Origin of the sequence: Pseudomonas sp. USHLN015, assembly GCF_037153275.1 — a bacterium.
GTDB classification, from domain to species: Bacteria; Pseudomonadota; Gammaproteobacteria; order Pseudomonadales; family Pseudomonadaceae; genus Metapseudomonas; species Metapseudomonas tohonis.
In genome coordinates, this window is sequence record NZ_JBBCKP010000003.1 from 444,100 (window position 1) to 468,940 (window position 24,841).

Sequence of the window (24,841 nt, forward strand, 5' to 3'; positions counted from 1 at the left end):
CTGGATGAGATCACTTCGGCAGGTGGTTCAGGGGCAGCGGCCCGGGCGCCTTGACCGTCTGGATGGCGAAGTTGCTGCGGATGTCGCTGACGCCGGGCAGCGTGATCAGGTGCTGGGTGAGGAACAGCTCGTAGGCGCGCAGGTCGGGCACCACCACCTGGAGCAGGAAGTCCGCCTCGCCGGACACCAGGTGCACCGAGATCACCTCGGGCAGCAGCACCACCGCTTCACGGAAGGCATCGGCGCGGTCGGGGCTGTGGCGCTCGACCTTGATGCCGACGAACACCGTCAGGCCCAACCCCACTTCGTAGCGATCCAGGTCGGCCTGGTAGCCGCGTATCACTCCGGCTTCCTCCAGCAGGCGCACCCGGCGCAAGCAGGGCGAGGGCGACAGGCCGATCTCCTCGGCCAGTTGCACGTTGCTCAGGCGGCCATCGCGCTGGAGGGCGGCGAGGATCTTGTGGTCGAAAGCGTCCAGCTTGAGATTTGGCATAAATGGATGGTCGCTCTGTGGATAAGTGTTGGTTCGTGCCAAACAGCATCCACTTCGTGGCGGAATACGCAAGCACCTGCCCTGGCCTTCGGGCATAGAATTTTCCTCTCGCAGACGTGGAGGAGAAGGTGATGGCGGACATCGGCGTATTCCTGATGGCATTGGCGGTGGCCTACCTCCTGCCGGGGCCGGACATGATCCTGCTGCTGCAGACCGGTGCCCGCCAGGGCCGCGCCCTGGCGCTGGCCACGACGCTGGGACTGGCGGTGGCGCGTGCCTGCCATGTGGCGCTGGCGGGGCTGGGCCTGGCGGTGCTGTTCCGCACCGCGCCCTGGACCTTCGACCTGGTGCGCCTGGCTGGCGCGGCGTACCTGCTGTGGATCGGCGTGCGCATCTTGCAGACGCCGGCCTCGCAGCTGGTGGCTGGCAGCGGCGGGGAGGGGGTTGCCCTGGGCGGCGCCTGGTGGCCGGCGATCCGCCGTGGGCTGTTGACCAACCTGCTCAACCCCAAGGCGCTGCTGTTCTGTTCGGTGCTGCTGCCGCAATTCGTCGACCCGGGAGCGGGGCCGCTGTTCACCCAGTTCGCCCTGCTGGGCGCGGTGCTGGTGGGCGTGGGCCTGGCCTTCGACGCCTGCTATGCGCTGGCCGGCGCCGGCATCGGGCGTTGGCTGGGGCAACGGCCGCTGGCCCAGCGCATCCAGCAGTGGTTGTTCGGCGGCGTGCTGGTGGGCTTCGGGGTGAGGTTGGCGCTGTTGCGGGAGATGTAGGGCAGAGGGAGAGAAGGGCAGCCCTGCGGGCTGCATGGCGACTGAAGTCGCCCCTATGGGAGGAAACGAACCCCATCGTGGCGATGGGGTTCGCGGGCGTTTACGGGGCGATGGTCTCGGCGTGGTGGCAGGCCACCTGGCGGGCGTCCAGCGGGCGCAGCTCGGGGACTTCCACCTTGCAGCGCTCGGTGGCGTAGGGGCAGCGCTTGTGGAAGGCGCAGCCGCTGGGCGGGTCGAGCGGGTTGGGCAGTTCGCCGACGATCTTGATCTTGGGCTTGGCCGGGTCGGGGTGGATGGTCGGCGTGGCCGAGAGCAGCGCCTGGGTGTAAGGGTGCAGCGGGCGGCTGTAGATCAGCTCCGCCGGGCCGATCTCCGCCGGGCGGCCGAGGTACATCACCAGCACATCGTCCGCCACGTGCTGCACCACCGAGAGGTTGTGGGAAATGAACACGTAGCCGGTGTTGAAGCGCTCCTGCAGGTCCATGAACAGGTTGAGCACCTGGGCCTGGATGGAGACGTCCAGCGCCGAGGTGGGTTCGTCCGCCACCAGTACCTTGGGGTTGAGCATCATGGCGCGGGCCAGGGCGATGCGCTGGCGCTGGCCGCCGGAGAACATGTGCGGGTAGCGCTGGTAGTGCTCGGGGCGCAGGCCCACCTGCTGCATCATCGCCTGCACCTGCTCGCGGCGTTCGGCGCGGGACAGCTGGGTGTTGATCAGCAGCGGCTCGGCCAACTGGTCGCCGATCTTCTGCCGTGGGTTGAGCGATGCGTAGGGGTTCTGGAACACCATCTGCACGTCACGGCGCATCTGCCGGCGCTGGGCGCCGTTGGCGCGGGTGACTTCCTGCCCGGCGATCTGCAGGGAGCCGGAGCTGGGGATCTCGATCAGGGTCAGGGCGCGGGCCAGGGTGGATTTGCCGCAGCCGGACTCGCCGACCACGGCGAGGGTCTTGCCGGCCTGCAGTTCGAAGGACACGCCGTTGAGGGCGCGCACCGTGGCACTGCCCTTGAACAGGCCGCGGGAGATGTCGTAGTGACGGGTCAGGTCACGGGCGGTCAGGACGGCGCTCATCAGGCCACCTCGTCGAGATTCAGGGGGAAGAAGCAGCGCACCGCGCCGTGGTCGTGCGGGTCCAGGGCGGGGCGGCGTTCGCGGCAGCTGGCCTGGGCGTAGGGGCAGCGTGGCGACAGCAGGCAGCCATGGGGCCGGTCGTAGCGGCCGGGGACGATGCCGGGCAGGGTGGCCAGGCGGCGCTGGCCCTGGCTGTGCTCGGGAATCGCCTTGAGCAGCGCTTCGGTGTAGGGGTGGGTGGGCGCGTCGAACAGGCGCGGCACCTCGCCGATCTCCACCGCCTGCCCGGCGTACATCACGCAGACGCGGTCGGCGGTCTCGGCGACCACCGCCAGGTCGTGGGTGATCAGCACCAGGGCCATGTCGTGGTCGCGCTGCAGGTCCAGCAGCAGGTCCATGATCTGCGCCTGGATGGTGACGTCGAGGGCGGTGGTGGGTTCGTCGGCGATCAGCAGCTTGGGTTCGGCGGCGATGGCCATGGCGATGGCCACGCGCTGGCTCATGCCCCCCGACAGCTGGTGCGGGTAGGCGTCGAGGCGGCTGGCGGCGCCGGGGATCTCCACCCGTTCGAGCAGTTCGAGCGCACGCTGGCGGGCGGCCCGGCCCTTGAGGCCGAGGTGCTGGCGCAGCACTTCCTCGATCTGGAAGCCCACGGTGTAGCTGGGGTTGAGGGCGGTCATGGGGTCCTGGAAGACCATGGCCAGGTCCTTGCCGACGATGTGCCGGCGCTGCTTGCCCTTCAGGCGCAGCATGTCGGTGCCGTCGAACTGCATGCTGTCGGCGGTGACCCTGCCGGGGGCGTCGATCAGGCCCATCAGCGCCATCATGGTCACCGACTTGCCGGAGCCGGACTCGCCGACGATGGCCAGCACCTCGCCCTTGTTCACGGAAAGGTCGAGGCCGTCGACCACCGGTACCGCGTTGGCGTCGCCGAAGCGCACGCCGAGGTTCTTGATATCCAGAAGGCTCATGGTGGGCTCCTCAGACGGCATTCTTGAGTTTCGGGTCCAGCGCGTCGCGCAGGCCGTCGCCCATCAGGTTGATCGCCAGCACGCTGAGCAGGATGGTCAGGCCGGGCAGCGAGACCACCCACCAGGCGCGCTCGATGTAGTCGCGGGCGGAGGCCAGCATGGTTCCCCATTCCGGTGTCGGCGGTTGCACGCCGAGGCCGAGGAAGCCGAGGGCCGCGGCATCGAGGATGGCGGAGGAGAAGCTCAGGGTCGCCTGGACGATCAGCGGCGCCATGCAGTTGGGCAGCACGGTGATGAACATCAGGCGGAAGATGCCCGCACCGGCGAGGCGCGAGGCGGTCACGTAGTCGCGGTTGCGCTCGACCATCACCGCGGCGCGGGTCAGGCGCACGTAGGAGGGCAGCGAGACGATGGCGATGGCGATCACGGTGTTGATCAGCCCTGGGCCGAGGATGGCGACGATGGCCACCGCCAGCAGCAGCGAGGGCAGCGCCAGCATGATGTCCATCAGGCGCATGATCAGCATGCCCAGCAGCGGGGCGAAGCCGGCGATCAGGCCGAGGAGGATGCCGGGCAGCAGCGACATCACCACCGAGGCGAGGCCGATCAGCAGCGACAGGCGGGCGCCGTGGATCAGGCGCGAGAGCAGGTCGCGCCCCAGCTCGTCGGTGCCGAGCACGAACTGCCATTGGCCGCCTTCGAGCCAGGCCGGCGGGGTGAGCAGGGCGTCGCGGAACTGCTCGCTGGGGTCATAGGGCGCGATCCAGGGCGCGAACAGCGCGCAGATCACGATGAGGATCATGAAGGCGAGGCCGCCGACGGCGCCCTTGTTGTGGGAGAAGGCCCGCCAGAATTCCTTCATCGGCGAGGGGTAGAGGATGGCCGGTTCGACCGTGTTCTGAGCGATGGTCATGTCGGGTCCTCAGCGCTGGTGGCGGATGCGTGGGTTGGCGAAGCCGTAGAGCACGTCCACGACGAAGTTCACCAGGATCACCAGGCAGGCGATCAGCAGGATGCCGTTCTGCACCACCGGGTAGTCGCGGGCGCCGATCGACTCGATCAGCCATTTGCCGATGCCCGGCCAGGAGAAGATGGTTTCGGTGAGCACGGCACCGGCCAGCAGCGTGCCGACCTGCAGGCCGAACACGGTGAGCACCGGGATCAGCGCGTTGCGCAGGCCGTGGACGAACACCACGCGGGCCGGCGACAGGCCCTTGGCGCGGGCGGTGCGCACGTAGTCCTCGCGCAGCACTTCGAGCATGGCCGAGCGGGTCATGCGGGCGATCACCGCCAGCGGGATGGTGCCCAGCACGATGGCTGGCAGGATCAGGTGGCGCAGGGCGTCGAGGAAGGCGCCTTCCTCGTCGGAGAGCAGGGTGTCGATGAGCATGAAGCCGGTGACCGGCTCGATGTCGTAGAGCAGGTCGATGCGCCCGGAGACCGGCGTCCAGCCCAGCCAGACCGAGAAGAACATGATCAGCAGCAGGCCCCACCAGAAGATCGGCATGGAGTAGCCCGCGAGCGAGATGCCCATCACCCCGTGGTCGAACAGCGAGCCGCGCTTGAGCGCGGCGATCACCCCGGCCAGCAGGCCCAGGGTGCCGGCGAACAGCAGGGCGGCCAGGGCCAGTTCCAGGGTCGCGGGGAACAGCGTGAGGAACTCGTGCCAGACGCTTTCGCGGGTGCGCAGGGATTCGCCCAGGTCGCCCTTGGCGAGCTTGCCGATGTAGTCCAGGTACTGCTCGCGCAGGGGCTTGTCGAGGCCGAGGCGGGTCATCGCCTGGGCATGCATTTCGGGGTCGACCCGGCGTTCGCCCATCATCACCTCGACCGGGTCGCCGGGTATCAGGCGGATCAGCGCGAAGGTGAGCAGGGTGATGCCGAAGAAGGTGGGGATCAGAAGCCCCAGTCGGCGGGCGATGAAACTGAGCATCTCGGGGGTTGACTCCTCAGGTATCACGCCCGCTTCCGTGGGTAACGGTGGGCGGGCGCTGTTCTTGTTGTCGGGCGTCTCGCGGCGATGGGTTGGACCGCCGCGAGACCGCCGTTACTTCACCCGGGTGGTGGCGAAGTTGTTGTTGGACAGAGGGCTGATCACGTAGCCCTCGATATTGCTCCGGCGCACATTGAACAGCTTAGGGTGTGCCAGGGGAATCCATGGGGATTCACGGTGGAAAACCTCCAGGGCCTGTTCATAGAGCTTCGCCCGTTCCGCCGGCTCGCTGACTGTGCGGGCCTTCTGCATCAGCGTTTCGAACGCCTGGTCGCACCAGCGCGCCTGGTTTTCCCCCGACTTGGCTGCCGCGCACGACAGGTTGGGGCTGAGGAAGTTGTCCGGGTCGCCGTTGTCGCCGGCCCAGCCCAGCAGCACCATGTCGTGCTCGCCGCCCTTGGAGCGCTTGAGCAGCTCGCCCCATTCCAGCGAACGGATGGTCATCTGGATGCCGGCCTTGGCCAGATCCGCTTGCATCATCTGTGCCGCCAGCGCGGGGTTGGGGATGGTAGGCGAGGTGCCGTTGCGGATGAAGAGGGTGATCTTCAGGTCCTTCACCCCGGCTTCGGCGAGCAGCGCGCGGGCCTTCTCCGGGTCGTGCGGCCAATCCTCGATCGCGTGGTTGTAGCCCAGCAGGGTCGGCGGGAAGGGGTTGACCGCCACGCTGGCGTTACCCTCGCCGAACACCGCGCGGATCATCGCCTGCTTGTCGATGGCGAGGTTGATGGCCTGGCGCACGCGGGTGTCGTCCAGCGGCTTGTGCTGGGTGTTGATGGCCACGTAGGTGGTCAGCAGGGCGTCGATCTCGTCCACCGCCAGGCGGCTGTCCGTGCGTACGCCGGCGACGTCCTCGGGTTTCGGATAGAGCGCCACCTGGCACTCGCCGGCCCGCGCCTTCTGCAGGCGCACGTTGGGGTCGAGGGTGATGGCGAACACCAGGTTGTCGATCTCGGGCTTGCCGCGGAAGTAGTCCGGGTTGGCCTTGTAGCGCACCTGGGCGTCCTTGGCGTAACGGCTGAAGACGAAGGGGCCGGTGCCGATCGGCAGCTGGTTGAGCTGGTTGGTCTTGCCGGCGGCCAGCAACTGGTCGCCGTACTCGGCCGAGTAGATGGAGGCGAAGGGCATGGCCATGTCCGCCAGGAAGGGCGCCTCCGGGTGGGTGAGGGTGAAGCGCACGGTGAGCGCGTCGACCTTCTCCACGGACTTGATCAGCTCACGCATGCCCATGGCGTCGAAGTAGGCGTAGCCGCGCTGCGCCGACTCGTGCCAGGGGTGCTTGGGGTCGAGGGCGCGCTGGAAGGTCCAGACCACGTCGTCGGCATTGAAGGGCCGGCTCGGGGTGAACCAGTCGGTGGCGTGGAACTTCACGTCCGGGCGCAGGCGGAAGGTGTAGACCAGGCCGTCGTCGCTGATCTCCCAGCTGGTGGCCAGGCCCGGGACCAGCTCGGTGGTGCCGGGCTTGAAGGCGAGCAGGCGGTTGAACACGGTCTCGGCGGTGGCGTCGGCGGTCACCGCGCCGGTGTACTGCACGATATCGAAGCCCTCGGGCGCGGCTTCGGTGCACACCACGAGGTTCTGGGCCTGGGCGCTGGCGGCGAGGGCGGCCAGCAGGGGCAGGTAACGCATCTTCATGTCGAATCCTCCAGGCGCCGGCGCGGGGCCGGCGCCGCATCCGTGTCAGAGCAGGTCGAAGGGGAAGGTGCTGACGATACGCAGCTCGTTCACGCTGCCGTCGATCTGCTGCTTGCTCGCCTTGTGGGACATGTAGGTGACCTTGAAGGTGCTGTCCTTGATGCTCCCGCTCTGCACCTTGTAGGCCGCCATCAGGCCGTATTCACGGTGGTGCTCGTCGTCCATCGCGCGCACTTCGGCGTAGTTGCCGAAGGCGCCGTTGCGGTCGCCGTCGTAGTGGGTGCCGTCGATGTCCCAGCCCTTGGCGTACCAGGCGGTGGTGGAGAGGCCGGGGACGCCGAAGTAGCTCCAGTCGGTCTCGTAGCGGATCTGCGCGGACTTCTCGTTCGGGCTGTTGTAGTCCGACAGCAGGGAGTTGGCCAGGTAGATGGCGGCCGTCTCGTGGATGTAGTCGAAGTACTCGTTGCCGTCGACCTGCTGCCAGGCCAGGGTCAGCGCGTGGGCCTGGTGGGCCAGGGTGAAGGCCAGGCTGAAGGTGTCGTTGTCGATGTAGCCGGCCTTGCGGTCGCCGGTGTCGCGGGTGCGGTAGCCGTTGAAGGCGGTGCGCAGCGACAGGGTCTCGCGGTCGCCCAGGTCGTGGGCCACGCTCAGGTAGTACTGGTCCCAGACATCCTCGAAGCGGCCGGCGTAGACGGCGACCTCGAGGTTATCCAGCGGCTTGTAGTTGCCGCCGAGGTAATGCATGTGGTCGCCCGTGACCTCGCGGGTGCCATATTCGGTGGTGAAGGCTTCGTCACCGGCGCCGGTACGCGGGCTCGCGCGGCGGAAGCTGCCGGCCTGCAGGGCGAGGCCATCGAATTCCTCGCTGGTCACCGCGTAGCCGGTGAAGCTGGAAGGCAGGGCGCGGTTGTCGATGTAGCTGAGCACCGGGGTGTCCACCAGGAAGCGGCCGGCCTTGAACTCGGTATTGGAGGCGCGCAGGCGCACGTTGGCGACGCCGAGCTTGGACCACTCCTCCTGGCCGTGGCCGTTGCTGTCGGCCAGGGTGCGGTTGCCGCCACCGCCGATGCGGCCCTTGCCGCGTTCCAGGTTGATGGCATTGAAGGCGGCGACGTCCAGGCCGAAGCCGATGGTGCCTTCGGTGTAGCCGGAGCTGTATTTCAGCTGGGTGCCCTGCACCCAGGCGCGGCGGCTGTGGGTGCGCTGCGGGCCGTCATCCTTGGGGATGGTGAAGCCGAAGCCGTCCTTCATCTGCTCGCGGGCGGCGAAGTTGCGGGTGGTCAGGGTCAGGCTCTGGCCTTCGAGGAAGCCGGTGGCGCCGGCCTGGCCCTTCACCGGTTTCTCCACCGACGGGATGTTCTGCACCTGGGCGGCGTAGCTGGGGTTCTCGGGCACCGGCGGGACCTTTTCCTCTTCGGCGGCGAAGAGGTGCGCGCTGGCAGCCATCAGCGCCAGTCCCAGGGTTGCTCGTTGGAAGGGGGTGGATTTCATCACGTGTGCTCCTTTTTTGTTATCGCTTCTTCATCGAAACAAGGAACGCTCATGCGGACTGCCGCCGACGCCGGGCAAGCCGGTGCCGACGCGCGCAAGCGCTGCATCCTTGCGAACTCGTTGGGGCAGGTATGAAAGGGGCCTCCTCCGATCTGGCGTCGGATGGAGATGGGTTCACGGGGTGGCCCGGAAGGGGCCGCGAAAGCCGGCGGGCGTGGGGCCCGCCGGGCTCGTCAGGTACGGCTAGGGCGCATTGGCCACGCCGTAGAAGGAGTTGGTGGAGAAGGGGCTGATCTTGAAGCCCTGCACGCTCTTGCTCATGGGCTGGTAGACGGTGGAATGGGCGATCGGGGTGATCGGCACTTCACGTCGCAGCAGTTGCTGGGCCTGCTTGTACAGCTCGGTGCGCTGGGCCTGGTCGGTGACGTTCTTGGCCTGCTTGACCAGCTTGTCGTAGTCCTGGTCGCACCACTTGGAGAAGTTGTTGCCGTTGATCGAGTCGCAACCGTAGAGGGTGCCGAGCCAGTTGTCCGGGTCCCCGTTGTCGCCGGTCCAGCCGATCAGCATGGCGTCGTGCTCGCCGGCGTGGGCACGCTTGATGTACTCGCCCCATTCGTAGCTGACGATGCGCGCTTTGATGCCGACCTTGGCCCAGTCGGCCTGGAGCATCTCGGCCATCAGCCGCGCGTTGGGGTTGTAGGGGCGCTGCACGGGCATGGCCCAGAGGGTGATCTCGGTGCCTTCCTTGACGCCGGCGGCCTTGAGCAGCTCGCGGGCCTTCTCGGGGTTGTACTCGCTGCCCTTGATGGTCTCGTCGTAGGACCACTGGGTCGGCGGCATGGCGTTGACCGCGAGCTGGCCGGCGCCCTGGTAGACGGCGTCGATGATGGCGGGCTTGTTCACCGCCATGTCCAGCGCCTGGCGCACCTCCACCTTGTCGAAGGGGGCGTGGGTGACGTTGTAGGCGATGTAGCCGAGGTTGAAGCCGGGGTTCGACGGCACCTGCAGCTTGGCGTTCTGCTTCAGCGACTCGAGGTCGGCGGGGCGCGGGTTGAGGGTGATCTGGCACTCGTCGGCCTTGAGCTTCTGCGCGCGGACGGAGGCGTCGGTGTTGATGGAGAAGATCAGGTTGTCGATCTTGACCTCGTCCGGCTGCCAGTAGTCCTTGTTGCCGGCGAAGCGGATCTGCGCGTCCTTCTGGTAGCGCTTGAACACGAAGGGGCCGGTGCCGATGGGCTTCTGGTTCAGCTCGGCGGCCTTGCCGGCCTTGAGCAGCTGGTCGGCGTATTCGGCCGAATGCACCACGGCGAAGGGCATCGCCAGGTTCTGGATGAAGGCCGCGTCCACGGTGTTGAGGGTGAAGCGCACGGTGTGCGCGTCGACCTTCTCGACCTTGGCGATGTTCTTGTCCAGGCCCATGTCGGTGAAGTAGGGGAACTCGCTGGGGTACGCCTTACGGAACGGGTGCTCCTTGTCGATCATGCGCTGGAAAGTGAAGAGCACGTCGTCGGCGTCGAATTCGCGGGTGGGCTTGAAGTAGTCGGTGGTGTGGAACTTCACGCCCTGGCGCAGGTGGAAGGTGTAGCTCAGGTTGTCCGGGGAGATGTCCCACTTCTCGGCGAGGGCGGGGACGGCCTGGGTGCTGCCACGTTCGAACTGCACCAGGCGGTTGAACAGGGTTTCGGAAGCCGCGTCGAAATCGGTGCCGGTGGTGTACTGGCCGGGGTCGAAGCCCGCCGGGCTGCCCTCTGAGCAGAACACCAGGTTGCTGGCGGCGGAAACGAATGGGGAACCGAGAAGCAGGCCTGCGGCGAGCAGGGCCTGGATGGGGGTGTTCTTGCGCATGCAAACCTCAATTTGTTCTTTTTCTGAGGGCGTCACGTGCGTTGCGGCCTTTTGGACCGAGCACATGGATCGGTACACCCCGCTGCATTCCGGTTCCCTGGTCGGGTGCGCCGGCCCTTTGCAGCGGTAAGCGGCGTTGCCATGGGTCCATCCCCGGCAATCAGCCGAGGCCGAAATTAAGTCATGCTGAAATTCCGGTCAATAGAAATTAAGCGCGACTAACATTGGTGCGTCGCGGGACTGCGCATTCACGCTGGAGAGGGGGCGGGACAGGGCCTCAGGAGGCGCTGTGATCGTCGAACAGCGGCATGGTGGTGATGGTCAGGACCTCGGCCATCTCGCTGCCGGCATTGGCCAGGCAATGGGTCTTGCCTGCATCGAAGTGCACCGAATCGCCGGCGCTCAGGGGATATTGCCGACCCTCGATCGTGTAGATGATCTGCCCGGAAAGCACGTAGGCGAACTCCGAGCCCTCGTGGGCGATGAGTTCCGACTGGTAGCCCACCGGCATGTTCATCTTCACCGCGTTGAGCAGGTTGCCGGGGAACGAGGTGGACAGGCGCTCGTAGGCCAGCGGCTGGCCCTCGATGGTGTAGCGCACGCGCTCGCCCTGGTGCGAATCGGGTTGCGGCTGCGGCGGCTGGTCGAACAGGACGTTGAGCGGGACGTTGAGGGATTTGGCGATGTTCGCCAGCGAGGAGATCGACACGCCGGTGAGATTGCGCTCCGCCTGGGAGAGGAAGCTGGCGGTGAGGCCGGACTCGCTCGCGACTTCGCTCAGGGTCTTCTTGGCGGCGCGTCTGTAACGGCGCAAACGTTCTCCGATGCGATCTACGGACATGGCGAGGGCTCTTGTTGGAAGGCGGCCAGTATAACGGGACGGGGCCCGCGTGAAAGCGTCGCTGGCTGCGGGCTGATTTTAAGTGGGACTGAAAATTTGCTTTGACCTCTATTTAAGTCTCACTTAAATTTCGCCGCAATTGTCGGACAATGAAGAGGTTCCAGTGATGACCAGGGGTGTAGGCGGCAGTACGCCGGAGCAGGCGCTCGCCGGATTGCGTGACATGACCGCCGGCAGCGGCCCCATCGGGCTGGCTGAATACAGGGCCCGGATTGATCGCGCCCAGGCCTTCATGCAGGAAGAGGGCATCGCCGCCCTGTACCTCAACGCAGGCAGCAATCTGCGCTATTTCACCGGCGTGCAGTGGCACCCAAGCGAACGCCTGGTGGGCGCGCTGCTGCCCGCCAGCGGCGAACTGCAATACATCGCCCCGGCGTTCGAGGAAGGCACGGTGCGCGACTTCCAGGTTGTCCCGGGCACGATCCGCACCTGGCAGGAACACGAGAACCCCTATCGCCTGCTGCTGGACATGCTCGCCGGTCTGAGCCTGGCGACCGATGCCCGGGTGGCGCTGTGCCCGAGCCTGCCGTTCTTCATGTTCGACGGCATCCGCCGCGAGGGCAGCGGCTACGACTTCATCGACGGCGCCCGGGTGACCGGCCACTGCCGCCAGCGCAAGTCCGCCGCCGAGATCGCCCTGATGAAACGGGCCAAGGACATGACCCTGGAAGTGCACAAGGCCGCCGCCAGCATCCTGCGCGCCGGCATCAGCACCACCGAGGTCGAGGAGTTCATCCACCAGGCGCACCGTCGCGTCGGTGCCACGGGTTCCTACTTCTGCATCGTGCTGTTCGGCCCCGCCAGCGCCTTCCCTCACGGCGTGCGCGAGCCGCAGGTGCTCAAGGACGGCGACATGGTGCTGGTCGACACCGGCTGCAAGCTCCACGGCTACATCTCCGACATCACCCGCAGCTACGTCTTCGGCACCCCGAGCGAACGCCAGCGCACCTTCTGGAACTTCGAAAAGGCCGCGCAGCTGAAGGCCTTCGAAGCCGCCCGCCTCGGGGCCTCCTGTGAATCGGTGGACGCCGCCGCCCGCCGCTCCCTGGAAGCCAACGGCCTGGGCCCGGACTACCAGCTCCCCGGCCTGCCGCACCGCACCGGCCACGGCATCGGCCTGGACATCCACGAAGGCCCCTACCTGGTACGCGGCGACGCCACGCCGCTGGAGCCGGGGATGTGCTTCTCCAACGAACCGATGATCTGCGTGCCCGGTGAATTCGGCATCCGCCTGGAAGACCACTTCTACATGGCCGAAGACGGCCCACGCTGGTTCACCCAGCCGAGCCACTCCATTGACGACCCGTTTGGGTTGGGGTGAGCCAATCAAGAAGCCTGCCCGGTAGGGCAGGCTTCTGTTCTTCTCGCTATTGGTTGTTTGGTGGTCAGGGTATTGGCTACTTACCTGGCAACTGCGCCAGCTCTGCCAGTTTGCAGAAGTCTTCATAGTTGTTGCGCGACAGATGGACCATCGCGTCCATCAAGGCCCCTTCCCGGTATCGGCTGAGGTAGGAGTAGTCGGCGCCATCGCGCAAGGCTGCGAAATCCAGGAGCAACTCCGCCATCACCTGGGTGGTGTGCAGTCGCGTGTCGAGGTGGTCGACCAACTGCTGGATGCGTTGCTCTTTGTAATCGATCAGAGGGGCGCTATTCATGCCGAGGCCTCCTTTGTGGATACGTGGAGGGGGTGAGCAAGAGGTACATAAGCTTCGTGCATGGTGGTTCTCCGTTATGGGGTCAGGAGCTGGCACCAATTCGCTGTCAATCGAAGGGTGGCAGACCGCGCGGGGTTGACAGACCGGCTAACGGGAACCGGCAGACCGCGAAGGTCTCCCCGCGCGATCTGCCATAGAGCAGAGCAGCTATGAAAGCTGCATGCGTGCCGATGCCTGCAAAAAACATTCGCTGTTTCTCGCATGCACGTCGTGGCGCATTCGCGCCCGTTAGTTTCGGGCTGTCAAACCCGGCCACGGGATTGACCGTGGCCGGGGCAGGATAGGGAGGAGGGGGCGGGAGGGCAAGGGGAGATAGTCGGTATCTATTCAATTGGACTACGCGCGGCCATTTCTTCTCATGAAGCAAACGGCACTGAGCTTTTAGCTGTTGAGAGAGGCTAGCAATTCTTGAATTTTCATGTCGTCTTCAAAGTTTGTGTACATGTGCATGACTCCTTTTGCTTCGGATTTCAGGCCTAATTCGAGTCTCGCATTTATTCCTCCAATTATGGAGTTCAACAATATTTTTCGTGATTTCTTGGCAGCGTCATCAAAGAAAGTGATGGAATTTTGCGTATTGTCTTCTACGGCGTAGCAAAAATACCCAAGTTCCATGAGCGTTTCAGGGTTTTCTGGATCAAGTGCTAGGGCCGAAAATAGAGCTTCTTTTGCATCATCTAAAGTATAGCCTTGTGAGTCCTCTGCTAGCTGTATTGCTGTTGATTTCATTATTAGTAAGCTAGGGGTGAGCTGCTCGTTTTTTAGTTTTTTGTATTCCTCAATGACTAGGTTGAATGACTTCTCTTTCATTAGTCTGGAGATTTTTTTAAAGGCGTCGGAAGGGTCATAATTTGTCATGAAGTCGCTCCTGCTGCTCAATTAGCTTTTTCATTTTCTTCGCCTTGTTCGCGATTTCTCCACTGCCCTTTGCCAATTTGCATATCTCGGCATAAGAGTGGCCCTCAAGCTCGCTTGCGTATGATGCTGATTGCCTTGTTTTGCCTCTAATCAAGTCTCTTGCTGGAGTTAGTGCTCGTCTGATTATCGCATTTTGGGCGGGGCTGGCTGTTGCCTCCATTATTGTTTGCAGCTCTGCCACATCACCGCGACTGATGGCCTGCGTAATTGCTTTGTCGACTGTAGTTTGCTGAAGGCCAAACTCATCAATAAAGATCAAGGGGTTGGCATTGACATACCCATAAGTATTCAACCCACCCTTCAACCCAATCGGATCACTCTCTACGTACCGACCCGTCTCCGGATCATAATCCCTGAAGTAGTTGTAGTAGAGCGCACTGTGCGCATCGGCGACTTGGCCCGGAAAGCGCAGGATCACATCGATATTGCCGTCATATGTGCGGTAACGCCACTATCTCGATCAACTGGCAAGAATCACGTGAGCGACTTGCATGGTCTTGGTCAGTGCTTCTAGCTAATTATCCTCGAGGAAAGGGCGGCAGACCGCGAAAGCCATCGCGTGCCATCTGCCTTAGAACAGGGTTGTTCTGAACGCTGCACTTGGACCGAGACATTGAAAAATGTTGTTTCTAACCCTGCCTCTGCAGCGTATCTCCATTCGTTAGCTACGACATATTAATACCGGTCACGGAGTTGGTCGTGGCCGGAGTATATATGTCGAGAGCACGATTGCAGTTATTGATATTGCACTCTGTTTTTTATGGATTGGCTCAAGGACTTGAGTTCTCTGAACTCTTCTCTAGCCAGTCTTTCTTGAGCGCTAGACAGTAATTTTTCATATCGATCTAGATCGGTTTTAGATGGGGTTTTCTGATTTGATATGAATTTTGAGTACTCGCTCAGTACCGGGTAAGGATGCTCTGTGGTGGAGGATTTTTTCACTAGTTCAAATAGTGTCTCGTTTAGCGAATTTAATTGATATTTTTCTGCTATATGAATGGTTGCGATGGTTGCTGTGGGATCGCCACTCTCCGCGGATTTCAACGCGCTAGTAAGCCCGTAGTCAATTTCATTGTCATTCTCTAGGAGCTGAAGGAATATTTTATTTAACTCTATATTTCCTTGAAGAGATGCGCGTCTAGCAACTAATTTTGCTTCTTGCTTCCGATTACATTCAAGCAAAAGTACTACGGTATTAATGTCGTTGCCCTTGGTGGAAGCAGGGCAGCTTGGTGCATATGCTTGGGTGGCTTGGGTGGCTTGGGTGGCTTGGGTGGCTTGGTTTTGGCTGGTGCACGATGCCAAGATTAGTGTTATAGGGATTGTAAAGATTTTAATGTTCATTTGAAGTCCCTTCATGCTACAGGCTGAGAGTAATCTGGTTTGGCAGGGTTTGAAGACGGAATGGAGCGGTAAGGGGGGTAGCCATTAAGTTGTTGTGCCGTTTGGTTTGTGTTTTTCATTCACCAAACTTTCTCTGTAGGTCCGCTCGTATTGTACTGGATATAATGCGAGCAATTTAGTATGGGGCATTCTTTCAGCGGTATTGCAGCTTGTCATTTGGCGTGGAAGCGCTACGCCTTTGGGCGCAGCGCAGTTGCATCGCAGAGTAATGGGGCCCCAATGGTTAGTTCCAGATAATAATTTGACCGTTAGGTAGAACTAACTCAATGGCTTCAGGCCCTATCCAGGATTGGCTGTCTAGATGTATTTCTATGGACGCCCCGCTTTGGAATTCTATGCTGATTTTCTCTTCGTTTTCTGCGACTGATTTAATCTTGTCACCAATTATCTGTTTTGGGTGGGCTGATAGAAACTGGTGTTTGTTGAATACGGATAGTTTGGACGTGTCATTGAATGTAATTCCAGTGACTTCATTGTCGGTGTATGCATCCGCTACAATTTTATCCACTAGCGCTGTTAAGTAGGATTTCATCGGTACTCCTAGTCGATTGGGTAGTGGCCGGCAGTATTGGGTAAGGTTTTCCCCGTTGTAGGGTCAACTCCTTGTGGGCGCGGGCTAGAGGAGTTTGTATATCGTATGTACCCGTCTGGGTAACCAGGGCTATTACCCTTGGGTTGAGTGGCATTCATTATTCTCATGGTGGTTACCTGTCTGTTGTTTCCACCACTTCCTCCGATAAAGGCTGATCCAGTAATGTTTCCGCTTTGGTTGATTACTGGTCGAGGACCTACTGCGCCTTGTGGTACTGGATACGCTGTCCCACCTGGAGTGACAATATAGTTTGGAGAGTAGGAGCCATAATTTCCTGATGAGGCTCCAACGCCGCAGTAACCGGCATTCCTTGCGTTGCTCAGATACTGCTGCAGGTTCTGTATGTCACTTTGGTTGTATCGAGAGTTTCCCGATCTTACAGTCTGGTATTGGAAGGATGGGTCGTATCTCCGGATCTGAGAGCTTAATGAGTTAACCTGGAGATTAACCAGAGCTTGACCGGGTGGTGGTGCCATGGAGCCGCGACGACTCGGGCGTATTCCACGACGACCTTCAGAGTCTATTAGGCTCAGAGGGTCACCATTTACATATAGATATGTATTTAATCCGCCATTAAGCCCAATCGGATCACTCTCCACATACCGCCCAGTCTCCGGATCGTAGTCCCTGAAGTAGTTGTAGTAGAGCGCACTGTGCGCATCGGCGACTTGGCCGGGGAAGCGCAGGATCACATCGATATTGCCGCCATAGGTGTTGGGCTGCCCTACACCAAAGGCATCGCTTTGCCAGCTCCACACCAGGTTGCCGCCCTGGTTGGTGGCCAGGCGCGGGGTGTTGAGGTGGTCGCTGTGCAGGTAGGTGAGGGTGGTGCTGGCGATGGTGGTACCGGCGGCGTCGTAGTTCAGGTCGATCTGGGCGATGGGCAGGCTGTCGAGCCACACGTAGTAGCTGGCTTTGCTCTTCTTGCCGCTGCTGGTGTAGCGCACCTGCCCGAGCACCTGGCCGTCGGGGCCGTAGAGGTAGGTGTAGGGCGTGTGGGCGCTGCCTTGCTGCACATCTTTGAGCACGCGCTGGCCGAGGGCGTTGTAGGCGTAGGTGGCGATGGGCGTGCCGGCTTCGTCGGTGACGGCGTTGAGGCGGCCCTGGTCGTCGTAGGTGTAGCGGCGGCTCTGACTGTAGCGGGTGTAGTTGCCGGCGGCATCGGATTCGACGGCGTAGCTGGTGCTGCGCTGGGCGAGGCGGTTGCTGTCGGGGGCGTAGTGCAGGGTCTGCTTGGCGGTCTGCGCTTCGGTGCCGTTGCTGGTGGCGTAGGTGGTGCGCGAGCTGCGGTTGCCGGTGGCGTCGTAGGCGTAGGCCTTGCGGCTGGCGGCGGCCTTTTCCTCAGTCAGGCGATCGAGGGCGTCGTACTGGTAGTCGAGGCTGCCGAACAGGCTGTGGGCGTGGGCGGTGATGTTGCCGTTGGCGTCGTGGCTGTAGCTGCTCTGCCAGTTGCCGACCTGCTGGGCGATGAGCTGGTAGTCCTGGTCGTAGGTGCGGCTGAGAACGATGCCGTTGTTCCAGGTGAGGCTCTTGAGCGGCCCGAAGGGGGCGTAGCCGATGTTGCTGGCGAGGCTGGTGGGGGGTGCGCTGCCCACCGCGAAACCGACCTGGCTGACCTGGCCGGCGGCGTTGCGGCTGTAGTGGATGCTGAAGCCGGCCGGGTAGTCGATGCGGATGAGGTTGTTGGCGGCGTCGTAGGCGTAGCCGAGGGTGTCGTACTGGTCGACACCGAGCACAGCGACGGAGCGCAGCTGCTCGATGAGGTTGCCGCGCTCGTCGTACTTGTAGCCGAGCACGCCGCTGGCGTCCTGCACCGCAGTGAGGCGGCCCACCCCTTTGTTGCCGTTGGCGGTCATGTCGTAGTGGTACTGGACGTTGAGCGCGGGGGTGGCGGGGTACTGGCGGCCGGTGAGGCGGTCGAGGGCATCGTAGCTGTAGGTGGTGACGATGCCGCGGGCATCGGTCTTGCGGATGACGTTGCCGGCGGCGTCGTGCGCGTAGGTGGTGGTGCCGGTGTCGGGGCTGATGAGTTGGGTGAGGTTGCCGAGGCCATCGTATTCGTAGCGGGTGGTAACGCCGCGCGGGTCGACGACCTGGGTGAGGTTGTCCTGGGCGTCGTAGCCGAGGCGGGTGACCTTGCTCAGCGGGTCGGTGCTGGAGACCAGGCGGTCGAGGGCGTCATAGGCCTTTGTGTGGCTGAACTGGCGCGGGTTGGTGTCGGTAGTGGGGTTGTCGTTGAGGTCGTACTGCTGGCTGTGGGTCTGGCCGCCGGCGCCGACCGAGCGCAGCAGGCGGCCGAGCTCGTCGTACACCCACTGTTGTTGCTGGGTGAGGTTGTTGGAGGCGTCCTTGATGCGCTGGGCGGTGCGGTTGCCCATGGCGTCGAGGTCGAACTCGACCTGCTCGCCGAGGTTGTTGGTGATCTTGGTCAGGCGCCGGGCATCGTCCCAGGTGTAGGCGAGCCAGCTGCCGTCACCGCGGGTGACCTTGGTGATCTGCCCGATGGCGTCGTGCTCGAAGGCGGTGGTGCCGCCGCCGACGCTGACCGAGGCGAGCCAGCCCTGCGGGGTGTAGGTGAGGGCGGTGGTGACGCCGTTAGGGTCGATGACGGTTTGCGGGTTGCCGTAGCTGTCGAAGCTGGACAGCTGGGTGATGTGGCCGAGGGCGTTGGTGACGGTGGTGAGGTGGCCCTGTGCGTCGTAGGCGTAGCGGGTGATGTCCTGGACATCGGTGCGCGGGCCATCGGCGGTTTCGATCTGGCCGCTGGCGGTGTAGGTGTAGCTCCAGTTGCGCGGGGCGGCCTGGAGGCTGGCGGCGGCGAGGGTGCCGGCCAGGGCGAGCGTGAGGACGCTCAAGCGGTGGTGCAGGGGGGTCATGGGCAAGTCCTTGTGCAGATCAGCGCGGGCTGACGCTCTGGCTGAGTTGGCGTCCTTGGTCGTCGTAGCTATAGGTGGTGATGCGGTCGGGTTCGGTCACGGTGGCCGGCAGGAACAGGGTCGGGTGCCAGGTGGTGGTGATGGTGCGGGCCTGGGGCGTGCCGTAGGCTTCGGTGCGGGACACTTCGAGGCCACGCTCGTTGTAGTCGAAGGTGGTGACGTTGCCCTTGTTGTCGGTACGGGTCTTCACCAGGCCACGGTCGTCGTAGGTGAAGGTGGAATTGCTGTTGGGGCAGTTGGCCGATGGCTCGCCTTCGATGGCGGTGATGCGGCGGATGCCCAGGATGGTCTGGAAGCGGTAGGTGGTGCGCTTGCCGAGGGCGTTGGTAACAGTGGAAGAGCCGTCGGCGTTGTAGCTCACCAGGGTGCGTTCAGCGCCGCCAGCGTGCTCGCTGGAGATAGCGCGGCCCTGGTCGTCATAGGCCCAGGTGGCGTAGCGGATACCGCGCTCGTCGGTGATGCCGGTGAGTAGCTTTGTATTGCGATGGTCTTCGTAATGATATCTGCGTATTTTTTCTAATCCATCGTTATTCCAAGTTGCTTTGTTCAATTGTCCATTGATGTCGTAATCGAGAGTGATTTTTATGTGGCCAGATATAATCTCAGTTGGTTGTGTGGCGTGATCGTCGGTGCTGTGCTTGCTGCTGAATTGCAATTGATTGCTTTGATTGTCTGTGGCTGTGGTATAGAGCTGCTCATACGTGAGGGTCACCTCTGCTCCAGTTGTGTCTAGTTGGTGTGTTAGACGGCCTGACGTGTCAAAGGTGAATTGCTTATTGTGTGGGTCGATATATAGCCATTCATTGTCGGTTCGGGTTAGTGAGCCCCGTTCCGACTGCTCAGGGGTGGCTATGGTCCCGCTCAATGTGAAGTGAGATTTTTTGCCGTCGGCTTTGGTTAAAATAATAGTGCTGTTCTGAAAGGTTAGCTTTGTGGAGTAGTTGTGTCTCCAGATGCCATCCACGCTGTTGTAGGTTCGATAAAAAACTGGTTGAGCAGCTGCGGTTGGCTGATGATCGATTTCGGTCTGGTAAGTATTGCCCAGGGCAAAATTTATCGAGACTGTATCAGTAGTGCAGATATTTGTGCTGTATTCAGGGGCTCCCAAGTCTTTTGAGGGGAGCACTGTATTGCTTGGGTTTACGCACCCACCTATTGCCTCGTCATAGATTTTGGGTGCCGTGCAGCCATTGCCGTCACGCCAAACGCGGGCATAAGAGAAAAACATTGGAGGAGTGAATACCAACGAGTAACACATTGCGATGGACTCCGACTCAAGACCAAAGCTATGGAATTTATGATAGACGTTGCCATCTTCATAATATTTACATGCCTCGGAGGCCGACGGAAACGAAGGGCTCGGGTATTGATAGAGTTTCCAGTGATAGTCTGCAGCAAGTGTGTTGCTAGATTGAATGCCTAGGGGTATTACTATGGTTGGAATCAATCTGGCAATAAAACGAGACTTTAGGACTGTTATTTTGTCTAGGGACTGCTGCCGTTGAGTGAGTGCGGTGGAAGAACGTTGTTCTTTTTCGTTATTTGTTCCTAATGCGCCGCCACGTGGTAGTCGGGGCCCTTGCGCTTTAATCCTTGTCCAGAACACTGCTTGCTCCTTAAGCATTTCAAATGGTGCGGACCATAGCGTGCAGGCACAAAGAAATGAAGACCTGAGTGTTCCTTAAGTGGCTGTCCAGGGGATTTGCTAGCGGGAATTTTGAAAGCCTACACATAACAATATGCAGTGTTCAGCTTCGTCGGAACTCGAAGGTAGTGCTGCCTCTGTGTGAGGAGCTGGACGCAGCTCTTCCTAACCTTCCAGCCCTATGGGTATTGGGGTTGCCAGATGTCACGGCTTCGCCTTCAACCGCGTCGTCGCGAAGTTGTTCGACCCCAACGGACTCATGCGGAAGCCTTCCACCTCGGGGGTGAGGACGTTGAATAGCTTGGGGTGGGCGAGGGGGATCCAGGGGGCTTGTTCGTGGAAGATCGCCAGGGCCTGGCGGTAGAGCTGGGCGCGTGTCTCCCGGTCGTTTTCCGCGCGGGCCTGGCGGATCAGTTCGTCGAACTTTCCATCGCACCAGCCGGCCTGGTTCTCGCCTGATTGTGCGGCGGCGCAGGAGAGGTTGGGGGTGAGGAAGTTGTCCGGGTCGCCGTTGTCGCCCACCCAGCCCATGAACACAAGGTCGTGCTCGCCGTTCTTGGCGCGCTTGATCAGCTCGCCCCATTCGAAGACGCGGATGTCCGCCTGGATGCCGATGGCGGCCAGGTCGGCCTGGAGCATCTGCGCGCCGATGCCGGGGTTGGGGTTGGTGGGGCCGCCACCGGGGCGGGTCCAGATCGACAGCTTGAGCCCGCTTGCGTGCCCGGCCTCGGCCAGCAGCTGGCGGGCGCGCTCGGGGTCGTGGGGCCAGGGATCGAGGTCGCTGTTGTAGCCCAGCAGGGTGGCGGGGTAGGGGTTGACCGCGGCGCTGGCCGCGCCTTCGCCGTACTGGGCGCGGATGTAGGATTTCCTGTCGAAGGCGAGGTTGATCGCCTGGCGCACGCGCACGTCGTCCAGCGGCGGGTGGCGGGTGTTGAGGGCGACGTAGGCGACCATCAGCGCATCCTGTTCCACCAGCTTCATGCCGGGCGCGCCGCGCAGGGCGGGCACGTCGGTGGGCTTGGGGTAGAGGGCCACCTGGCAGGCGCCGGCGCGCAGTTGCTGGATGCGCACGTTGGGGTCGGGGGTGATGGCCAGCAGCAGGCGGTCGCTGGGCGGCTTGCCGTTCCAGTAGTCGGGGTTGGCGAGGAAGCGCACCTGGGCGTCCTTGGCGTAGCGCTGGAAGACGAAGGGGCCGGTGCCCACCGGCTGGCTGTTGAGCGCGTCGGGCGTGCCGGCGGCCAGCAGCTTGGCGGCGTATTCGGCGGAGTAGATGGAGGTGAAGCCCATGGCCAGGTCGGCGAGGAAGGGCGCCTCGGGGTGGCGCAGGACGAAGCGCACGCGGTGCTCGTCGAGCTTCTCGATGCGCTCGATCAACTGGGCGAAGGCCATGGATTCGGCGTAGGGGAAGCCCCGTGGCGAGAGTTCGTGCCAGGGATGCTTGGGGTCGAGCTGGCGCTGGAAGCTCCAGAGCACGTCGTCGGCGTTGAACTCGCGGCCGGGGGTGAACCAGGGCGTGGTGTGGAACTTCACGCCGCGGCGCAGCTGGAAGTCGTAGGTGAGGCCGTCCGGGCTGATGTCCCAGCGTTCGGCGAGGCCCGGTTGCAGGCGGGTGCTGCCGGGGGCGAACTGCACCAGGCGGTCGAAGATCGTCTCGGCGGCGGCATCGCCCGTGGTGGCGGCGGTGAACTGGACGATGTCGAAGCCTTCGGGGCTGGCTTCGGTGCAGACCACCAGGGAGCTGGCGGCGTTGCAGGCAAGCGGCAGGAGCAGGGCGAGGGACGACAGGCATCGGCGCATGGTGCTTCCCTTCGGGGTGGAGGGGCGGGGCCGGGCGGCCCCGCCGATACGGCTTACTTCTCGACGCTCACGCCATAGAAGGAGTTGAGGCCGAAGGGGCTGATGCGGAAGTCCTTCACCGTCTTGCTCATGGGCTGGTTGACGGTGGAGTGGGCGATCGGGGTGATCGGCACTTCACGCTTGAGGATCTGCTGGGCCTCTTTATAGAGGGCGGTGCGCTTGTCCTTGTCGGTGACCGCCTTGCCCTCCTTGATCAGCTTGTCGTAGTCCTTGTCGCACCAGCGCGAGTAGTTGTTGCCGCCGATGGCATCGCAGCCGTAGAGCACGCCGAGCCAGTTGTCCGGGTCACCGTTGTCGCCGGTCCAGCCGATCAGCAGGGCGTCGTGCTCGCCGGCCTTGGCGCGCTTGTTGTACTCGCCCCATTCGTAGGAAACGATCTTGGCCTTGATGCCGATCTTGGCCCAGTCGGCCTGGAGCATCTCGGCCATCAGCTTGGCGTTGGGGTTGTAGGGGCGCTGCACGGGCATGGCCCAGAGGGTGATCTCGGTGCCTTCGGCGACGCCGGCGGCCTTGAGCAGGGCCTTGGCCTTCTCGGGGTCGTAGGCGGGGTCCTTGATGCTGTCGTCGTAGGACCACTGGGTCGGCGGCATGCCGTTGGTGGCGAGCTGGCCGGAACCCTGGTAGACGGCCTTGATGATGGCCGGCTTGTTCACCGCCATGTCCAGCGCCTGGCGCACTTCGAGCTTGTCGAAGGGCTTGTGCTCGATGTTGTAGGCGATGTAGCCGACGTTGAAGCCGGCCTGCTGCGGGACGTCGAGCTTGGGGTCCTTGCGCATGGCGTCGAGGTCGGCCGGGCGCGGGTAGGCGGTGATCTGGCATTCGCCGGCCTTGAGCTTCTGGTAGCGCACCGAGGCGTCGGAGTTGATGGCGAAGATCAGGTTGTCGATCTTCACGTCCTCGGGCTTCCAGTAGTCCTTGTTGCCCTTGTAGCGGATCTGCGCGTCCTTCTGGTAGCGGCTGAAGACGAAGGGGCCGGTGCCGATGGGCTTCTGGTTGAGGTCGGCGGCCTTGCCGGCCTTGAGCAGCTGGTCGGCGTATTCGGCCGAGTGGATGGAGGCGAAGCTCATGGCCATGTTCTGGATGAAGGCCGCGTCCACGGTGTTGAGGGTGAAGCGCACGGTGTGCGCGTCGAGCTTCTCCAGCTTGGCGATGTTGGCGTCCATGCCCATGTCGGTGAAGTAGGGGAACTCGGTGGGGTACGCCTTGCGGAAGGGGTGGTCCTTGTCGAGCATGCGCTGGAAGGTGAAGAGCACGTCGTCGGCGTTGAATTCGCGGGTCGGCTTGAAGTAGTCGGTGCTGTGGAACTTCACGCCCGGGCGCAGGTGGAAGGTGTAGGTCAGGCCGTCGTCGGAGATGTCCCACTTCTCCGCCAGGCCGGGTTCGACCGCTGTGCCGCCGCGCTCGAACTGGGTGAGGCGGTTGAAGACCGCTTCGGCCCCCGCGTCGAAGTCGGTGCCGGTGGTGTACTGGCCGGGGTCGAAGCCAGCGGGGCTGCCTTCGGAACAGAAGACCAGGTTGCTGGCGGCGCTGGCGAGCGGTGCGGCGGCGATCAGGCCGGCGGCGAGCAGCGCTTGGATGACGGCGTTTTTACGCATTTTGACCTCATGTCTTGTTGTGGTTGTCATCGTGAGGGGCCCCTTCGTGAGGGACCTTGCAAGAACCTATGCACGGCACATGCCTGAGGCAAGCCGAGGGCAGGGGAGAGTGTAGAAGCTGTGACGAAGGTGTAAGGCGGTGTCGCAAATATGCAAATGAGGGGGCGCGGTAATGAAAGGGAGCCGCGCCGTTGCAGCGCGGCTCCCGCCCGGAATCAGGGCATCTGCACCTCGATGACGCCGTCGGCGTTGACGGTCACCCGGCTGGTGCCGGCCTCGACCTCCGGTGCCGGGGCGCTGTCGTACATCGACGACTTGGCGGCCATGGCGCGCATCATCACCGGCTGCGGCTGGAAGCCGGCGCTGTTGAGGTTGAGGCTGACCAGCTTGTAGCCGCTGCCGCCGAGGGCTTCCGTGGCCAGCTGGGCGCGGGCCTTGAAGGCGTCCACGGCCTGCTTGATCAGCGCGTCCTCGTTCTTCTTGCGGGTCGGGTCGGCGATGCTGAAGTCCATGCCGCCCATCTTCAGGGTGCCCATCAGGTCGGCGCTGAGCTGGGACAGGGTGGCGAAGTCGGGGCTTTCCAGGCGCAGTTCGGCACGCTCGCGCCAGCCGGTGATCTTCTGGCCCTTGTCGTCGTAGACCGGGTAGCTGTTGCGGCTGCCCAGGCTCACCGATACCCCCTTGGTGCCCCGCGCCTTTTCCACCGCGGCGTTGATGGTGCGGGTGATTTCGGCGGCGAGCTTGGCCGGGTCGGCGCTCTGGGATTCGCTGTAGAGGGTCACGTGCATCAGGTCGTGGGCCACTTCCTGGCTGACCTCGGCGCGCAGCGCCACCTGGTTGTAGCGGGCTTCCTCGGCCTGGGCGGAGAGGCTGCCGAAGGTCGCGGCGCAGAGGGTGATGGCAGCGGCGAGGCGGGTGATGGCTTGCATAACGGCTCCTTGTGAGAGGCAGTGGGGTGCACGGATTGTGCAGCAGTCACGGGGTTAGACGCAGGTCCGCTGCGATCGGGGTTAA

Annotated in this window: 20 protein-coding genes and 2 pseudogenes; 2 read left to right on the forward strand and 20 right to left on the reverse strand. The window is 62.8% G+C overall.

What is annotated here, in order from left to right:
* Nucleotides 1-10 precede the first annotated feature (10 nt).
* Complete coding sequence (locus WFQ67_RS08250) at nucleotides 11-493, reverse strand: Lrp/AsnC family transcriptional regulator (protein ID WP_213628521.1); 483 nt, start codon at nucleotides 491-493, stop codon at nucleotides 11-13.
* Between the two features lie 131 nt (nucleotides 494-624).
* Here WFQ67_RS08250 and WFQ67_RS08255 point away from each other — a divergent pair, with 131 nt between their 5' ends.
* The gene (locus tag WFQ67_RS08255; protein WP_213628522.1) at nucleotides 625-1,260 is read left to right on the forward strand and encodes a LysE family translocator; all 636 of its coding nucleotides are present in this window, start codon (nucleotides 625-627) and stop codon (nucleotides 1,258-1,260) included.
* 100 nt (nucleotides 1,261-1,360) lie between these two features.
* On the opposite strand, the gene WFQ67_RS08260 is transcribed toward WFQ67_RS08255, so the two are convergent.
* The 8 genes from WFQ67_RS08260 to WFQ67_RS08295 form a co-directional block, all read right to left on the reverse strand.
* Nucleotides 1,361-2,332 (reverse strand): peptide ABC transporter ATP-binding protein, encoded by a 972-nt coding sequence (locus tag WFQ67_RS08260; RefSeq protein ID WP_213628523.1) that lies wholly within the window; start codon nucleotides 2,330-2,332, stop codon nucleotides 1,361-1,363.
* Nucleotides 2,332-3,303, reverse strand: a complete 972-nt coding sequence (locus WFQ67_RS08265; protein WP_213628524.1) for an ABC transporter ATP-binding protein — start codon at nucleotides 3,301-3,303, stop codon at nucleotides 2,332-2,334. The genes WFQ67_RS08260 and WFQ67_RS08265 overlap by 1 nt, the downstream gene beginning before the upstream one ends.
* Nucleotides 3,304-3,313: 10 nt before the next feature.
* Nucleotides 3,314-4,216, reverse strand: a complete 903-nt coding sequence (locus WFQ67_RS08270; RefSeq protein WP_043244191.1) for an ABC transporter permease subunit — start codon at nucleotides 4,214-4,216, stop codon at nucleotides 3,314-3,316.
* A 9-nt stretch (nucleotides 4,217-4,225) separates the two neighbouring features.
* Entirely contained in the window at nucleotides 4,226-5,236 is a 1,011-nt protein-coding gene (locus tag WFQ67_RS08275; protein ID WP_213628525.1) for an ABC transporter permease subunit, read from the reverse strand.
* A 114-nt stretch (nucleotides 5,237-5,350) separates the two neighbouring features.
* Complete coding sequence (locus WFQ67_RS08280; protein WP_244863053.1) at nucleotides 5,351-6,922, reverse strand: ABC transporter substrate-binding protein; 1,572 nt, start codon at nucleotides 6,920-6,922, stop codon at nucleotides 5,351-5,353.
* Nucleotides 6,923-6,973: 51 nt separating this feature from the next.
* Nucleotides 6,974-8,419, reverse strand: coding sequence for an OprD family outer membrane porin (locus WFQ67_RS08285; RefSeq protein ID WP_244862984.1), 1,446 nt, complete (start codon nucleotides 8,417-8,419; stop codon nucleotides 6,974-6,976).
* A 243-nt stretch (nucleotides 8,420-8,662) separates the two neighbouring features.
* The gene (locus tag WFQ67_RS08290) at nucleotides 8,663-10,264 is read right to left on the reverse strand and encodes an ABC transporter substrate-binding protein (RefSeq protein ID WP_337056575.1); all 1,602 of its coding nucleotides are present in this window, start codon (nucleotides 10,262-10,264) and stop codon (nucleotides 8,663-8,665) included.
* A 277-nt stretch (nucleotides 10,265-10,541) separates the two neighbouring features.
* Nucleotides 10,542-11,105: a helix-turn-helix domain-containing protein gene (locus tag WFQ67_RS08295; RefSeq protein WP_337056576.1), complete on the reverse strand. Its 564-nt coding sequence runs from the start codon at nucleotides 11,103-11,105 to the stop codon at nucleotides 10,542-10,544.
* Nucleotides 11,106-11,271: 166 nt separating this feature from the next.
* Between WFQ67_RS08295 and WFQ67_RS08300 the strand changes: the two genes are divergently transcribed.
* A complete protein-coding gene (locus tag WFQ67_RS08300; protein WP_337056577.1) occupies nucleotides 11,272-12,486 on the forward strand; it encodes a M24 family metallopeptidase in 1,215 nt (404 codons plus the stop codon).
* 76 nt (nucleotides 12,487-12,562) lie between these two features.
* On the opposite strand, the gene WFQ67_RS08305 is transcribed toward WFQ67_RS08300, so the two are convergent.
* The 11 genes and pseudogenes from WFQ67_RS08305 to WFQ67_RS08350 form a co-directional block, all read right to left on the reverse strand.
* Nucleotides 12,563-12,820: a hypothetical protein gene (locus tag WFQ67_RS08305; RefSeq protein WP_173180033.1), complete on the reverse strand. Its 258-nt coding sequence runs from the start codon at nucleotides 12,818-12,820 to the stop codon at nucleotides 12,563-12,565.
* A 441-nt stretch (nucleotides 12,821-13,261) separates the two neighbouring features.
* Nucleotides 13,262-13,738 (reverse strand): hypothetical protein, encoded by a 477-nt coding sequence (locus WFQ67_RS08310; RefSeq protein ID WP_213628529.1) that lies wholly within the window; start codon nucleotides 13,736-13,738, stop codon nucleotides 13,262-13,264.
* 291 nt (nucleotides 13,739-14,029) lie between these two features.
* Nucleotides 14,030-14,228: pseudogene (locus tag WFQ67_RS30350) on the reverse strand (RHS repeat-associated core domain-containing protein); the annotation flags it as partial.
* Nucleotides 14,229-14,533: 305 nt separating this feature from the next.
* Complete coding sequence (locus tag WFQ67_RS08320; RefSeq protein WP_337056578.1) at nucleotides 14,534-15,142, reverse strand: hypothetical protein; 609 nt, start codon at nucleotides 15,140-15,142, stop codon at nucleotides 14,534-14,536.
* A 283-nt stretch (nucleotides 15,143-15,425) separates the two neighbouring features.
* Nucleotides 15,426-15,734 (reverse strand): hypothetical protein, encoded by a 309-nt coding sequence (locus WFQ67_RS08325; RefSeq protein ID WP_213628531.1) that lies wholly within the window; start codon nucleotides 15,732-15,734, stop codon nucleotides 15,426-15,428.
* Nucleotides 15,735-15,742: 8 nt separating this feature from the next.
* Complete coding sequence (locus WFQ67_RS08330; RefSeq protein ID WP_442969579.1) at nucleotides 15,743-18,676, reverse strand: RHS repeat-associated core domain-containing protein; 2,934 nt, start codon at nucleotides 18,674-18,676, stop codon at nucleotides 15,743-15,745.
* 13 nt (nucleotides 18,677-18,689) lie between these two features.
* On the reverse strand, nucleotides 18,690-19,280 hold the full coding sequence (locus WFQ67_RS08335) for an RHS repeat domain-containing protein (protein WP_337056580.1): 591 nt from the start codon (nucleotides 19,278-19,280) through the stop codon (nucleotides 18,690-18,692).
* Between the two features lie 330 nt (nucleotides 19,281-19,610).
* Nucleotides 19,611-20,354, reverse strand: a pseudogene (locus WFQ67_RS30355) (DUF6531 domain-containing protein); the annotation flags it as partial.
* Between the two features lie 225 nt (nucleotides 20,355-20,579).
* Nucleotides 20,580-22,172 (reverse strand): ABC transporter substrate-binding protein, encoded by a 1,593-nt coding sequence (locus WFQ67_RS08340; protein WP_337056581.1) that lies wholly within the window; start codon nucleotides 22,170-22,172, stop codon nucleotides 20,580-20,582.
* 53 nt (nucleotides 22,173-22,225) lie between these two features.
* Complete coding sequence (locus WFQ67_RS08345) at nucleotides 22,226-23,827, reverse strand: ABC transporter substrate-binding protein (RefSeq protein WP_213628535.1); 1,602 nt, start codon at nucleotides 23,825-23,827, stop codon at nucleotides 22,226-22,228.
* A 215-nt stretch (nucleotides 23,828-24,042) separates the two neighbouring features.
* Nucleotides 24,043-24,756 (reverse strand): SIMPL domain-containing protein, encoded by a 714-nt coding sequence (locus tag WFQ67_RS08350; protein ID WP_213628536.1) that lies wholly within the window; start codon nucleotides 24,754-24,756, stop codon nucleotides 24,043-24,045.
* Nucleotides 24,757-24,841 lie beyond the last annotated feature (85 nt).